Origin of the sequence: Amycolatopsis kentuckyensis, assembly GCF_002155975.1 — a bacterium.
Taxonomy (GTDB): Bacteria; Actinomycetota; Actinomycetes; order Mycobacteriales; family Pseudonocardiaceae; genus Amycolatopsis; species Amycolatopsis kentuckyensis.
The window spans coordinates 1-14222 of record NZ_MUMI01000601.1; the positions used below are offsets into that span (position 1 = coordinate 1).

The window sequence follows — 14222 nt, forward strand, 5'->3', positions numbered from 1 at the left end:
AATCACGCGAGTTCCGCCTCCAATCACGCGAGTTCCGCCTTCAATCACGCGAGTGCGGCTTCCGATCACGCGTGCTGGCCCTCCGAACACACCGCGGGAGGCTCAGAACAGCGTCGGCTCGTCCGCCAGCGCGCCTTCGATCACGAGCATCCGGCGTTTCGTCCCGACGCCGCCCCGCGCCGAGAACCCGCCGTCCTTCCCGCCGGCCGCCAGCACGCGGTGGCACGGCACGATGATCGGGAACGGGTTGTGCCCCATCGCCTGCCCGACGGCCTGCGCCGATCCCGGCTGCCCGAGCCGGTGCGCGATGTCGCCGTACGTCAGCGTCTTGCCCGGCGGGATCGTCCGCGCGACCTCGTACGCGCGCCGGTTGAACTCCGGCACGCCCGAGAAATCCAGCGCCACCGAAGCCAGGTCCTGACGCGCGCCGCCGAGCAGCGCCACGATCCCGGCCACCGCCTCCCGCACCGGCGCCGGCGGAGTCCCCTCGACGGCGTCCGGGAAGCGCCGGACCAGCCAGGCCCGCGTCCGCGAAGCACTGCCTTCGGGCAGCGACGTCCCGATCACGACGTCGTCGCGCCAGGCGAGCCCGCACGCGCCGATCGCCGTGTCGAACACCGTGAACCCCGTCGTCATGGCGTCCAGCCTACGACCGAAGAGGGGTACCGCCCCGCCGCAAATGATCGCTAAGTTCGGTTTGGGCGAATTCGAGGAGGACGCGTGCGGCGAATCATCCTGGCGACAGCGCTCTTGCTGGGCCTGATCGCGACTCCGGCGGCCGCCGACCCGCTGGTCATGCCGCACGTCGTCGTCACGCACCACACGGGGTGGGCCGAGCTCGTCATCAAGAAGGCCGGTGGCACGGTCGTCGCCAGCTACCCGCAGATCGGCGTCGTCGTCGCGTACACCGCGAAGGACGACTTCGCCGCGAAGGTCCGGAACACACCGGGCATCGACGCCGTCGGCGCGACGCGCACCGCGAAGATCCCGAAGGAGTTCTTCGCGTCCCGCAAGGACCTCCGCTACACCGGGCCGAACTCGCCGAACTCCGGCCTGGTCCCGCCGGAGGGCACCGCATGGGACGTCCCGGCGCTGCACCTCCCGGAGGCCCACGCGGTCACCGAAGGCAGCAAGCGCACGGTCGTCGGCGTCCTCGACGTCGGCGTCGACGACACCCACCCGGAGCTGAACGCCGCGTTCGACCGCAAGAACTCCGTCTCCTGCCTGTCCGGCTGGCCCGACCGCGGCCCCGGCGCCTGGCGCCCCACCCTGGACGGCCACGGCACGCACGTCGCGGGCACGATCGCCGCGGCCCGCAACGGCACCGGCGTCGTCGGCGTCGCGCCGGGCATCCGCATCGCCGCCGTCAAACTCGCCGAACTCGACGACACCGAGACGGCCGAGAGCATGGTCTGCGGCTTCGTCTGGGCCGCCGAGCACGGGTTCGCCGTGGCCAGCAACAGCTACCGCTCGATCCCGTGGCGCTACAACTGCGACGACCAGCCGGACCAGGCCGCCGCGAAGCTCGCCGTCGGCCGCGCGGTCGCGTACGCGCAACGCCGGAACGTCCTCGTCGTCGCCTCCGCCGGCAACGCCGGAATCAACCTCGACACCCGATCGGTGGACAAGGAGAGCCCGGCCGACAGCACGCCGGTGGAGCGCCGGATCGACCCGACCTGCACCCGGCTCCCGCACGAGCTCCCCGGCGTCGTCGGCACCGGCGCGCTCGACGAAAAGCTCGTCAAAGCCACCTTCTCCAACTACTCGGCGACCCGGATCAGCGTCGCCGCGCCCGGCGCGCGCGTCTGGTCGACCTGGCCGAACGGCGAATACCGGTCCGCGAACGGGACGTCGATGGCCGCGCCGCACGCGAGCGGCGTCGCCGCCCTGATCGCGAGCGAGCACCCGCACTGGAGCGCCGAACGCATCAAGCGCGCCCTCTTCGCCACGGCGACGCCACTGTCCTGCCCGGACAGCACCTGCGCAACCACGAAGCAGGGAACGACCTACTACGGCCACGGGATGGTCGATGCGGCGAGGGCCGTCGGCGCGGGATGATGGCGCTCGTGCTCGATCACCTCGTCTACGCCGGACCGGACCTCGCCGACGCCGTCGCCCGGGTCGCCGCCCTCACCGGGGTCACGCCCGCGCCCGGCGGCCGCCACGTCGGCATCGGCACCGCCAACCACCTCGCCGACCTCGGCGCGGGCATGTACCTGGAGGTCATCGGCCCCGACCCGGACCAGCCGGACCCCGGGGCACCCCGGCCGTTCGGCATCGACGACCTGACCGAGCCCGCGCTGGTCGCCTGGGCGGTCCGCACGACGGACCTCGACGCGACGGTCGCGAAAGCCCGCGCCCACGGCTTCGACCCGGGCGACCCGAGGGAGATGTCCCGCGAAACCGGCGACGGCGCAACGCTGAGCTGGCGCCTGACCCCGCCGAGCGTCCCGGGCACCCTCCACCCGTTCCTCATCGACTGGGGCAGCACCCCGCACCCGACGACGCGGGACCTGCCGTCCCTGCCGCTGCTGATGGTCACCGGCACCCACCCGGACCCGGATTCGGTGCTGGCGGTGACCGACGCGCTCGGCCTGGAACTGCTGGTCCGCCGCGCGGACAAAGCCGGCCTGACGGCGGCCCTCCGCACTCCGGAAGGCCGCCAGGTCGCGTTGAGCTAGGCCTTGCCCTCGCGCCACAGGTTGGTCATCGGCAGCCGGCGGTCCCGTCCGAACGCCTTGAACGTGATCTTCGTGCCCGGCGGGTACTGGCGCCGCTTGTACTCGGCCTTGTCGACCATCCGCACCACGCGGTCGATGGTCTCCGGGTCGAAGCCCGCGGACACCAGGTCGGCGTACCCGCGGTCGCCCTCGACGTAGTCGTCGAGGATGTCGTCCAGCAGTTCGTAGTCCGGCAGCGAGTCGGTGTCCACCTGGCCCGGCCGCAGCTCGGCCGACGGCGGCTTGGTGATGGAGTTCTCCGGGATCGGCGGGGTCTCGCCGTTCTTCGCCGCCTCGGCGTTGCGCCACCGCGCCAGCTGCCACACGTGCGTCTTGAAGACGTCCTTGATCGGGGCGAACGCGCCGACCGCGTCGCCGTAGATCGTCGAGTACCCGACGGCGAGCTCGGTCTTGTTGCCGGTGGCGAGCACCAGGTGACCGTCCAGGTTGGACAGTGCCATCAGCAGCATGCCCCGCGTCCGCGCCTGGATGTTCTCTTCGGCCAGGCCGGTCAGGGAAAGCTGGTCGACGTACACCCGGACCATGTCCTCGACCGGCTCGACCCGGTAGTGCGCGCCGATCCGCCGCGCCAGGTCGGCGGCGTCGTCCTTCGAGTGCCCCGACGAGTACTTCGACGGCATCGAGACGCCGTAGACGTTGTCGCCGCCCAGCGCGTCCGCCGCCAGCGCCGCGCAGACCGCCGAGTCGATGCCGCCGGAGAACCCGAAGATCACCGACGAGAAGCCGTTCTTGTGCACGTAGTCCCGCAGCCCGACGACGAGCGCGTGCCACACCTCGGCCTCGTCCGACAGCGGCTCGCTGATCACCGGTTCGGCGGTCGCCGGGTACGCCGGCAGCGGGTCCGCGCTCAGCACCCGGCGCCGGACGTGCAGGCCTTCGAGTTCGCCGTCGGCGGCGTGCCCGCCCGCGGCGAGGTCCACGTCCAGCACGAGCAGGTGCTCGACGAACTGCGGCGCGCGGGCCAGCAGCGTGCCGTCCGCGCCGACGACGAGCGAGTCGCCGTCGAAGACCAGGTCGTCCTGCCCGCCGATCTGGTTGGTGTAGACCAGCGGCGCCCCGGCTTCGGCGGCGCGCCGGGCGATCAGCGGCAGCCGCTGCTCGTCCTTCGACCGCTCGTAGGGGGACGCGTTCGGCGCCACGACGAGGTCGACGCCGGCGCGGCCCAGCGCCGAGATCGGCCCGCCGTCCTGCCAGACGTCCTCGCAGATGACCATGCCGATGTCGAGCCCGTGGAAGCGGACGACGTCGAGCGTGGTGCCCGGCTTGTACCAGCGGTGCTCGTCGAAGACGCCGTAGTTGGGCAGGTGGTGCTTGAACTGCCGGGCGACGACCTCGCCGCGGTACAGCGCCGCGGCGGCGTCGCGCGGGCCGATTTCGTCGAGGTCGAGGTAGCCGATGTAGGTGAGCACCTCGCCGCAGCCGGCCTCGTCGAGCCGGCGCGCCAGCGACTCGACGCCCTGCCGAGAGGCGGCGGCGAAGGTCTTGCGGAGCGAGAGGTCCTCGATGGGGTAGCCGGTCAGGGACATCTCGGGGAAGACGACGACGTGCGCGCCGGCTTCGGCGGCCCGCCGCGTCCACTCGACGTGCAGCTCGGCGTTGCCGTCGAGGTCGCCGACGGTGGGGTTGACCTGGGCGAGCGCGATGCGCAGTTGCGGCATGCCGTCATTCTGGCTCACCGTCACCCGGAAGGCCGAGCGAATGTGGGCGAAATGCCACGCTCAGGCCGAGCCACGGCGTCCCGGTGCTTGAGCTTCGCCATCCGCCCGTCCGGGTGGTGTCTGACGACGCCTTCGGACTCCGGGTGCGCCCGCAACCACGTCATCGGGCCGTCGAAGTCGCGAGGGACGTCGCAGCCGGTGCATGCCAGGCGCTCCGGAGCGCCGTTGACCTTCGGCCCGCATCGCGCCGCGCCCACCAGTGACTCGCCGGAGGTCTTCGAGATCGCGCCGGAACAGGGCCGGAACCTTGCTCATGTTCGCCGGCCCGGCAAACGAAAGGCCCCCACCCGGCGAACCGGACGGGGGCCTCCCGCGGAAAAGCTACTTCCGCTTGATCATGCTCCGGACCTTCTTGATGGTCTGCTCGAAGTCCGAGTCGAACGGGTTGTCGTGCACGAGGTACGTCCACGTCGTGTTCGCGCGCCGGACGCCCGCGTCGCCGAGGTCGATGCCCTCGTCGGTCAGCTCCGCCTCTTCGAGCGTCTTCGCCGCCCGCGAGTCGGCCTCGGCGATGATCTTGTGGAACTCCGGGATCGCCGCGCGGTGGAACTCGTCCAGCGGCGTCTCCCGGGCCAGCGCCCGCAGGTGGATGCTTTCGCGGACGTCGGTCAGGTACGCCAGGTGGTCGGACCACAGCTGGTCGATGTGGAACAGCAGCACCTCGCGGCACATCTGCTCCAGCTTGTCCTGGTCGTCCAGCTTTTCCTTCAGCTCGCCGAACTTCTCCGGGTGCGCCTTCTCCAACTGCTCCGCCGCGTACGCGGTGCGAAGCACCTTGTCGCGGTGCACCAGCAGGTCCCGCCGCTGCCGCTCGATCAGCCGCGTGTAGCGCCAGGTGTTGCGGTGGATCTCCAGGTCGACGCCCTCGGCGACGCGTTGGGCGTGGTTGAGCTGCCGCAGCGCCGCCGGGTCCTTGATCTCGCCGGTCTCCTCGTCGTCGACGATGCCTTCGGGCACGTCCGGCGCGTTCGACAGCACGAGCTCGTCGTTCAGGCTCGCGAAGAAGATCGCGCTGCCCGGGTCGCCCTGCCGGCCGGAACGGCCGCGCAGCTGGCCGTCGAGGCGGCTCGACGGGTACCGCGCGGTGCCGATGACGTGCAGCCCGCCCAGCTCGACGACCTCTTCGCGGGTCGCGCCGTCGGTGCCGCCCAGCCGGATGTCGGTACCGCGGCCGGCCATCTGCGTGGACACGGTGACCGCGCCCTTCTTGCCGGCCTCGGCGATGATCGCGGCCTCTTCGGCGTCGTTGCGCGCGTTGAGCACGACGCACTCGAGGTCGACCTTCGCGAGCTTCTCGGCCAGCTCTTCGGACTCGGCGACGTCCTGGGTGCCGACGAGGATCGGCCGCCCGGTCTCGTGCACCGTGCGGATCTCCTCCTCGATCGCCCGCAGCTTCTGCGACGGCGACGCGAAGACGCGGTCCTCGAGGTCCTCGCGGATGTTCGGCGTGTTCGGCGGGATGACCGCGACCTCGAGCTCGTAGAACTCGCGCAGCTGCTCGGCGACGGCGACCGCGGTCCCGGTCATGCCGGCGACCTCCGGGTAGCGCGCCAGCAGCGCCTGGACGGTGATCGAGTCCAGGATCTCGCCGCGGTCGGTCGCGGTGACCTGCTCCTTCGCCTCGACGGCGGCCTGGAGGCCGTCCGGCCAGCGCTGGAGCTCGGCGACGCGGCCGCGGGCGGCGTTGATGAGCTGGACCTTGCCGTCGCGGACCAGGTAGTCGACGTCGCGGGTGAGCAGCGCGTGGGCGTGCAGGGCGACGTTCACCGCGGGCAGCCGGTCGGAGGCGGTCTCGCCGTAGAGGTCGTCGACCTCCAGGCCGAGCGACTTCGCGACGACGGACGCGCCGGCGTCGGTCAGCCAGGCGTTGCGGCCTTCGCTGTCGGTCTCGTAGTGCAGGCCGAGGCGCAGCCGCCGGACGACCTTCGCGACCTCCTCGTCGGCGTCGGTGTGGTCGATCGAGCCGGCCATCACCAGCGGGACGCGGGCCTCGTCGACCAGGACGGAGTCCGCCTCGTCGACGATCGCGACCTCGGGGTCGGGCTGGACCAGGTCGTCGACCGACGTGACCAGCCTGTCCCGCAGGACGTCGAAGCCGATCTCGGCCACGGCGCCGTACGTGACGTCCTTGGCGTAGGCCTCGCGCCGCTCCTCCCGCGAGTGCGCGGGCTCGACCCAGCCGACCGACACGCCGAGCAGCGCGTACACCGGGCCCATCCATTCCGCGTCGCGGCGGGCCAGGTAGTCGTTGACCGTGACGACGTGAACGCGCTTTCCGCGGATCGCGTACCCGGCCGCGGCCAGCGCACCCGCGAGGGTCTTGCCCTCACCGGTCTCCATCTGCACGACGTGCTTGGTGAGCAGGCCCATCGTGCCCAGCACCTGCACGTCGAACGCGCGCTCGCCCAGCGCCCGCCGGGCGGCTTCGCGGCCCAGCGCGCACACCTCGATGAGCTGGCTGTCGCCGAACGCGGTGTCCTTCAGCGTCTCGCGAAGCTTGCTGGCCCGCTCGGTCAGCTCCTCGTCGGAGAGCTTTTCGAGCTCGGGTTCGAGCTTCTCGACCGCGGGCAGCAGTGCTTCGTAGCGGGTCAGCTCGACGCTGCCCGGCCGCTGGATGATCCGGCGGAGCTTCTTGCCCATCCGGCTGATCAGTGCTGCCACCCCTGGTCTCCCGTTCTCTCTCGCTCGACCGGCCTCCACCACCCAACGCGACGGTGGTGCGTTCGAGTTCCGCGGCCGGATGGGACGATCCAACCGTGTTCCCACATCCCAGCGCCAGGTCCCATCGTCGCCGGATCACCGCGATCGCGACGTCCGTGCTGCTCGCGGCCTCGCTGGCCGCGTGCACGTCCTCCGGCAAGACCGAGCCGCCCGCGCCGACGACCGAGTCGCACCCGCCGTCCGGGCCGGTGCCCGCCGGGCTGGAGCGGTTCTACGGCCAGAGCCTGAGCTGGGCCGACTGCGCACCTTACGCGACGTCGGAGGACTCGCGGTCGGCCTTCCAGGCGAAAGACGTCCAGTGTGCCCGCCTGACCGTGCCGCTGGACTACGCGAAGCCGGCCGGGGACACGATCACCCTGGGCCTGCTCCGCCGCAAGGCCACCGGCGAGCGGATCGGGGCGCTCGTGGTCAACCCGGGTGGTCCGGGCGCGTCGGGCATGGTCGCGGCCGCGGGGCTGGCCAAGCCGGCGGCCGGCACCGGGCTCGGCAAGCGCTTCGACCTGGTCGGCTTCGACCCGCGGGGGATCGGGGCCAGCCAGCCCGCCATCCACTGCCTGACCGACGCCGAACGCGACGCCGACCGCGCCGACGACAGCGAAACCGACGGCTCATCGGCCGGCGTGCTCAAGCAGGAATCGCAGGAAAAGGACTTCGCCGCCAAGTGCGCCCAGCGCACCGACGACGGCACCGGGATGCTGGCCAACGTCGGCACCCGCGACGTCGTGAAGGACCTGGACGTCCTCCGCTCGGTCCTCGGCGACGAAAAGCTCACCTATTTGGGCTACTCCTACGGCACCCGGATCGGGTCGGCGTACGCCGAGGCGTTCCCGAGGAACGTCCGCGCGATGGTCCTCGACGGCGCGGTCGACCCCGAGCAGGACGCGGTGGAGTCCCTCGTCGCGCAGGGCCAGGGCTTCGGGACGGCGTTCACGCAGTTCGCGAAGTGGTGCACGGCCCAGCAGGACTGCGCGCTCGGCGCGGACGCCGGCGGCGCGGTCAAGGCGTTCCAGGACCTCGTCCGGCCGCTGATCGACTTCCCGGTGCCGGTCGGCGACGGCCGCAAGCTCTCCTACGAGGACGCCACCACCGGCGTCATCCAGGCGCTCTACCAGGAAAGCCTCTGGGACACCCTGAACACGGGTCTCAACGAGCTGAAGCAGCAGCGCGGCGCGACGCTCGAGAAGCTCGCCGACATCTACAACGAGCGCGACTCCGACGGCAGGTACGGCACCACCCAGGACGCCTTCACGGCGATCCGCTGCGTCGACGACCCGCGCGTCACCGACCCGGCCGTCATCCTCAAGGCGCAGGAGGAGTACGTGAAGGTGGCGCCGTTCCTCGACGACGGCCGCCCGGCTTCGGCGGCCCGCGACGCCTGCGCGTTCTGGCCGGTGCCCAACACGTCCGAACCGCACGTGCCGAACGTCGAAGGCCTGGCGAAGACGCTGGTCATCTCGACGACCAACGACCCGGCGACGCCGTACCAGGCCGGCGTCAACCTCGCGAAGGGCCTGAAGGGCGCGCTGCTCACCTACGAGGGCACCCAGCACACGGTGTTCCTGCAGGGCGTGAAGTGCGTGGACGAGGCGGGCACGGACTACTTGGTCGACGGCACGCTGCCGCCGGACGGGAAGCGCTGCTCGGGTAGCTAGGCCTGCTCGGTCAGCGACAGCTCGATCATCACCGGGCTGAGGTGGTCGCCGGCCGGCGGGACCTGCACCCACAGGCGCACGAAGCGCCGTGGCCCGCCGTCGTCGGCGACCCAGACCTTGACGTTGAGGTCGGCGTCGATCGGCGCGAGCACGCTGTGCGCGACGGCGGCGGGCACCCGGCCGGCGACCCGCAGCGCGGGTGCGCCGTCGACGTTCTCGCGGCCTTCGGTCTCGGCGTCGGTCACTCCGTCGAGCAGCCGCTTGAGCCCACCGGCCGGGCCGAGGAAAGCGCTGACCCGGTACGGGCCCTCGCTGTCGTGCACGGTGAAGGGGAACTTGGAATGCCCGTCACCGTCCTGGACGTCGGCCGTGCCGGTCGCGGTGCCGCCGTCCGCGAGGGTCGCGTCGCCCTCGATCTGGCGGAGCGGGAAGCCCGGCAGCACGCCGTTCACGCCGGCCGCGAAGTGCACGCTCCGCACCGAAGCGAACGCCGTCGCGGCCTCGTGGACCAGGTCGGCGCCCGCCGGGAAGGGGCCTCGCGTGTCGGGCGAGCCCGTGCAACCGGCCGTCAGGAGGAGCGCGAGCAGGAGGGCGAGGCGGGGCATGGCGTGAGCCTACTGTTGGCCTGAATCTTGCGGATGATGTCCTTCCGGCCACTTCCGCCGTCACGCGCACGCGGTGAGACTGCCTGGGTGACCGTTGAGACCCGTCCCGCCCCGAAGCTGCACCGCGCCTGGCTGATCGCCGGTGCCGCCTTCGTCGCGCTGCTCGCCTCCGCCGGCTTCCGCGCCGCCCCCGGCGTCCTGATCGACCCGCTGCACGAAGAGTTCGGCTGGTCCCGCACCACCATCAGCTCGGCCGTGTCGGTCAACCTCGTGCTCTTCGGCCTCTTCGCGCCCTTCGCGGCCGCGTTGATGGAGCGCTTCGGCATCCGGCGCGTCTCGGCGGCGGCGTTGACCGTCATCGCCGCCGGGGCGGGCGGCACGGTGTTCATGACCGCGAGCTGGCAGCTCGTCCTGTGCTGGGGCGTGCTGGTCGGCCTGGGCACGGGCTCGATGGCCATGGGCTTCGCCGCGATGGTCGCGACCCGGTGGTTCGTCCGCAGCCGCGGCGTCGTCACCGGCGTCCTGACCGCGGCGGGCGCCACCGGGCAGCTGATCTTCCTGCCACTCATCGCGAACCTGGCGGTGAACTCGGGGTGGCGCACGGCGTCACTGGTGATCGCGATCGCCGCGCTCGCCGTCGTCCCGGTGGTCCTGCTGGTGATCCGCGACCACCCGGCCGACGTCGGCACCACGGCCTACGGCGCTCCGGCGGACGCCGAGGTCGCGCGCCCGGCGGCGAAGACCGGATCGGTCCGCCGCGCCCTCTCCGTGCTGGGCCAGGCCGCCCGCACCCGGACGTTCTGGCTGCTCGCCGTCGGCTTCGCGATCTGCGGCGCGACGACCAACGGCCTGGTCGGCACCCACTTCGTCCCGGCCGCGCACGACCACGGCATGCCGCAGACGACCGCGGCGAGCCTGCTGGCCCTGGTCGGCGTCTTCGACGTCGTCGGCACGATCTTCTCCGGCTGGCTCACCGACCGGATCGACCCGCGGATCCTGCTCGGCGTCTACTACGCCCTGCGCGGCCTCTCGCTGGCGCTGCTGCCGCAGCTGTTCACCGACAGCGTCCAGCCGAGCATGTGGGCGTTCATCCTGTTCTACGGCCTCGACTGGGTGGCCACGGTCCCGCCGACGGTCGCGCTCTGCATCCGCGCGTTCGGGGACGCCGGCCCGATCGTGTTCGGCTGGGTCTTCGCCTCCCACCAGCTCGGGGCCGCGTTCGCCGCGTCGGCCGCCGGCCTGGTCCGCGACCAGCTCGGGAACTACACCCTGGCCTGGTATGCCGCCGCTGTCCTGGCGGTCATCGCGTCGGTCGCGTCGCTGGCCATCACCCGCGCGAAGAAACCCGTTGCGGTGCTCGCGACGTGACTTCGGCGGCGTCGGCGCGTCGCGAAACATGCCGTTAACACGCTGTGGTTAGGGTGCGGCCATGGATCGCCAGCAGGAATTCGTGCTCCGCACGCTCGAGGAGCGCGACATCCGTTTCGTCCGTCTCTGGTTCACCGATGTGCTGGGGTTCCTCAAGTCCGTCGCGGTCGCGCCGGCGGAACTCGAAGGCGCGTTCAACGACGGGATCGGCTTCGACGGCTCGGCCATCGAGGGCTTCGCCCGCGTCTACGAATCCGACATGGTCGCCAAGCCGGACCCGTCCACCTTCCAGGTGCTGCCGTGGGAGACCCCGGAGGGCGGCCCGTACTCGGCACGCATGTTCTGCGACATCGCGATGCCGGACGGCTCCCCGTCGTGGGCCGACCCGCGGCACGTCCTGCGCCGCCAGCTGTCGAAGGCCGCCGAAGCGGGCTTCACCTGCTACGTCCACCCCGAGATCGAGTTCTTCCTGCTCTCGACCATGCCGGACGACGGCAGCGAGCCGGAGCCGGCGGACAACGGCGGCTACTTCGACCAGGCCAGCCACGCCACGGCGACGCACTTCCGGCGGCACGCCATCGAGACCCTGGAAGCGATGGGCATCTCGGTCGAGTTCAGCCACCACGAAGGGGCACCGGGCCAGCAGGAGATCGACCTCCGCTACGCCGATGCGCTGACGATGGCCGACAACGTGATGACGTTCCGCTACGTCGTCAAGGAGGTCGCGCTGACCCAGGGCGTGCGCGCGACGTTCATGCCGAAACCGTTCACCGACCAGCCCGGCTCGGGGATGCACACGCACGTCAGCCTGTTCGAAGGCGACCGCAACGCGTTCTACGACGCCGAAGACCCGCACGAGCTGTCGGAGACCGGCAAGGCCTTCGTCGCCGGGGTGCTCCACCACGCCAAGGAGATCTCCGCGGTCACCAACCAGTGGGTGAACTCCTACAAACGCCTGATCAGCGGCAGTGAGGCGCCGACGACGGTGTCGTGGGGCCGCGCGAACCGCTCCGCGCTCGTCCGCGTCCCGATGTATTCACCCGGAAAGGCGTCATCCCGCCGGGTGGAGATCCGTACGCTGGACTCGGCGTGCAACCCGTACCTGGCGTACTCGGTCATCCTGGCCGCCGGGCTCAAGGGGATCGAGAAGGGCTACGAGCTGCCGCCACCCGCCGAGGACAACATCTGGCAGCTCAGCGACGCCGAGCGGCGTGCCGCCGGGTACTCGCAGCTGCCGCAGAACCTGGGGGAGGCGCTGGCCGAGATGGAGAAGTCGGAGCTCCTGCCGGAAGCGCTCGGCGAGCACGTCTACGACTTCTTCCTCCGCAACAAGCGCGTGGAGTGGGACAACTACCGCAGCGCGGTCACCCCGTACGAACTCCGAACCCTGTTGCCGGTGCTCTGATGGGGCGGCGGCCGGTGTTCCTCGCGATCCTGGCCGCCGCACTCGTGCTCGTCCCCGCCGCGCCGGTCGCGGCCTCGCCGGCCCCTGAGCGGTTCGACCTCGACTCGGCCGACATCCCGGCGCTGCAGGCGCGGATGGCGTCCGGCCGGCTCACCGCGGTCGGCCTGACCAGCACCTACCTCGACCGGATCCGCCGGATCGACGGCAAGGTCAACGCGGTACTGGCGGTCAACCCCTCGGCGCTCGGCCAGGCCGCGTCGAGTGATGCCCGGCGTCGCGCGCATCGCCTGCGCGGACCGCTCGACGGCATCCCGGTGCTGGTCAAGGACAACGTCGACACCCGCGACCAGTGGACGACGGCCGGCTCGCGGGCGTTGCGCAGTCACCCCGCCGCGGACGCGACCCTGATCACCCGGTTGCGGGACGCCGGAGCGGTGATCCTCGGCAAGGCGAACCTCTCCGAATGGGCGAACTTCCGCGCCGCGAAGCCGACGTCCGGCTGGTCGGGCGTGGGTGGGCAGACGAACAACCCGTACGTGCTGGACCGCAACCCGTGCGGGTCGTCCGCGGGCTCGGCGGCCGCCGTGGCGGCGTCGTTGGCCCAGGTGGCGATCGGCTCGGAGACCGACGGCTCGATCGTGTGTCCCGCGGGGATGACGGCGACGGTCGGGCACAAACCGAGCCTGGGCCTGGTCAGCCGCACCGGCGTGGTGCCGATCTCCGCCGAGCAGGACACCGCGGGCCCGATCGCCCGCAACGTCGTCGACGTGGCCCTGACGCTGTCGGTCCTGCAGGGTCGCGACCCGCGCGACCCGGCGACCCTGACCTACCCGCGCACGCAGCCGACGGACTACGCGAAGTTGCTCCGGCCGGGTGCCCTGCGCGGCACCCGCATCGGCCTCTGGCGCCTGCCGGTCCTCGGCCCGGCGACCGACGCGATCCTGACGTCCGCGCGGAATTCCCTGGTCAAGGCGGGTGCGACGGTCATCGAAGTGACGTTGCCGTACCAGGACCGGCTGCTCGAGCTGGAGTTCCCGGCGCTCCTGACGGAGTTCCACCGGGACATCGACGCCTACCTGGCGACCCGCCCGCGCGGGCCGCGGAACCTGGCGGAGCTGATCGCGTACAACCGCGCGGACCCGCTGGAGCGGACGTGCTTCGCCGGGCAGGAGCTGTTCGAGCAGGCACTGGCCGCGCCTCCGCCGTCGGACCCGGGCTACCGGGCCGGCCGGGCGGAGCTGTCCGACCTCGCCCGCCGGTCCCTGGACGAGACGCTGGCCGCGTACCGCCTGGACGCGATCGCGTCGCCGACCAACCCACCGGCGTGGAAGACGGACTGCGCGGTGGGGGACAACGACGTGATCCCGTCCTCGACACCGGCCGCGGTCGCGGGCTACCCGGACGTGACGGTGCCGGCCGGCTTCGCGGGCCCGCTCCCGGTGGGGCTCTCGTTCATGGGCGCGCGGTGGTCCGACGCCCGGGTGCTGGCGCTGGCGGCGGACTTTTCCCGGGTCGCTCCGGTGCGGGTCCCGCCCCGGTATCTGCCGACGTTGCCGGGGTAGCGGTCTGCCGGCATTGCCGAGGTTGCCGACCTAGCGTTCCGCCGGCGTTGTCGGCGCAGCGGTGGCCCGGCCGATCCGTGCCCGCCGGCCCGTGCCGCCGCACAGCCTCTCGTAGCCCTCTGTGAGCACTCTGACCTGCGGCAATGCCGTTAAGTGACCCCCCTGTTCGGGGCCCGTTCCGGGCCATGTAATCTTCTCTTCGTCGCCAGGAACACCGGGTCACACCGGGGCCGAAAGCCCCGGAGACCAGGCCGGGACGAGCGGGTTGACACCGCGGATCGGACCGGGTAATGTTCAGCGTCGGCCCACGAGCGGCCGCCGACCCCCTACGACTAAACCCGTAGGATTAGGCATGCTCGACCAAAAGCTTGTGAATATCGCTTGGAACAACTGCCGAGGATTTACCCGCGGATAACGCGGATGGATTCAGAGTGTGTTGCTTGAGAACTC

10 protein-coding genes are annotated in these 14222 nt (G+C 71.5%); 6 read left to right on the top strand and 4 right to left on the bottom strand.

What is annotated here, in order from left to right:
* Positions 1-102: 102 nt before the first annotated feature.
* The gene (locus CCN39_RS43300) at positions 103-636 is read right to left on the bottom strand and encodes a methylated-DNA--[protein]-cysteine S-methyltransferase (protein ID WP_086852452.1); all 534 of its coding nucleotides are present in this window, start codon (positions 634-636) and stop codon (positions 103-105) included.
* 84 nt (positions 637-720) lie between these two features.
* Here CCN39_RS43300 and CCN39_RS43305 point away from each other — a divergent pair, with 84 nt between their 5' ends.
* Positions 721-2058 (top strand): S8 family peptidase, encoded by a 1338-nt coding sequence (locus CCN39_RS43305; RefSeq protein ID WP_244211273.1) that lies wholly within the window; start codon positions 721-723, stop codon positions 2056-2058.
* An 8-nt stretch (positions 2059-2066) separates the two neighbouring features.
* Positions 2067-2681 (top strand): VOC family protein, encoded by a 615-nt coding sequence (locus CCN39_RS43310; RefSeq protein WP_086852468.1) that lies wholly within the window; start codon positions 2067-2069, stop codon positions 2679-2681.
* On the opposite strand, the gene CCN39_RS43315 is transcribed toward CCN39_RS43310, so the two are convergent.
* Together CCN39_RS43315 and secA2 are read right to left on the bottom strand one after the other, a co-directional pair.
* A complete protein-coding gene (locus CCN39_RS43315) occupies positions 2678-4399 on the bottom strand; it encodes an NAD+ synthase (RefSeq protein WP_086852454.1) in 1722 nt (573 codons plus the stop codon). The genes CCN39_RS43310 and CCN39_RS43315 overlap by 4 nt on opposite strands.
* A gap of 381 nt (positions 4400-4780) precedes the next feature.
* Entirely contained in the window at positions 4781-7120 is a 2340-nt protein-coding gene (gene secA2, locus CCN39_RS43320) for an accessory Sec system translocase SecA2 (protein WP_086852456.1), read from the bottom strand.
* A 155-nt stretch (positions 7121-7275) separates the two neighbouring features.
* On the opposite strand from secA2, the gene CCN39_RS43325 reads away from it, so the two are divergent.
* Positions 7276-8832 (top strand): alpha/beta hydrolase, encoded by a 1557-nt coding sequence (locus CCN39_RS43325; RefSeq protein ID WP_086852458.1) that lies wholly within the window; start codon positions 7276-7278, stop codon positions 8830-8832.
* Here CCN39_RS43325 and CCN39_RS43330 read toward each other — a convergent pair.
* On the bottom strand, positions 8829-9437 hold the full coding sequence (locus CCN39_RS43330; protein ID WP_086852460.1) for an LppX_LprAFG lipoprotein: 609 nt from the start codon (positions 9435-9437) through the stop codon (positions 8829-8831). The two genes, CCN39_RS43325 and CCN39_RS43330, sit on opposite strands and share 4 nt — an antisense overlap.
* An 87-nt stretch (positions 9438-9524) precedes the next feature.
* On the opposite strand from CCN39_RS43330, the gene CCN39_RS43335 reads away from it, so the two are divergent.
* From CCN39_RS43335 to CCN39_RS43345, 3 genes are all read left to right on the top strand, one after another.
* The gene (locus CCN39_RS43335; protein WP_086852462.1) at positions 9525-10805 is read left to right on the top strand and encodes an MFS transporter; all 1281 of its coding nucleotides are present in this window, start codon (positions 9525-9527) and stop codon (positions 10803-10805) included.
* A gap of 61 nt (positions 10806-10866) precedes the next feature.
* A complete protein-coding gene (gene glnA, locus CCN39_RS43340) occupies positions 10867-12210 on the top strand; it encodes a type I glutamate--ammonia ligase (RefSeq protein ID WP_086852464.1) in 1344 nt (447 codons plus the stop codon).
* Positions 12210-13772, top strand: coding sequence for an amidase (locus CCN39_RS43345; protein ID WP_086852466.1), 1563 nt, complete (start codon positions 12210-12212; stop codon positions 13770-13772). Before glnA ends, CCN39_RS43345 begins: the two co-directional genes overlap by 1 nt.
* The last annotated feature ends 450 nt before the right edge of the window (positions 13773-14222 follow it).

Coding starts and splice junctions, on each gene's coding strand:
- CCN39_RS43330 (WP_086852460.1), bottom strand. CDS start 9,437: ATGCCCCGCCTCGCCCTCCTGCTCGCGCTCCTCCTGACGGCCGGTTGC.
- CCN39_RS43345 (WP_086852466.1), top strand. CDS start 12,210: ATGGGGCGGCGGCCGGTGTTCCTCGCGATCCTGGCCGCCGCACTCGTG.
- CCN39_RS43300 (WP_086852452.1), bottom strand. CDS start 636: ATGACGACGGGGTTCACGGTGTTCGACACGGCGATCGGCGCGTGCGGG.
- glnA (WP_086852464.1), top strand. CDS start 10,867: ATGGATCGCCAGCAGGAATTCGTGCTCCGCACGCTCGAGGAGCGCGAC.
- CCN39_RS43315 (WP_086852454.1), bottom strand. CDS start 4,399: ATGCCGCAACTGCGCATCGCGCTCGCCCAGGTCAACCCCACCGTCGGC.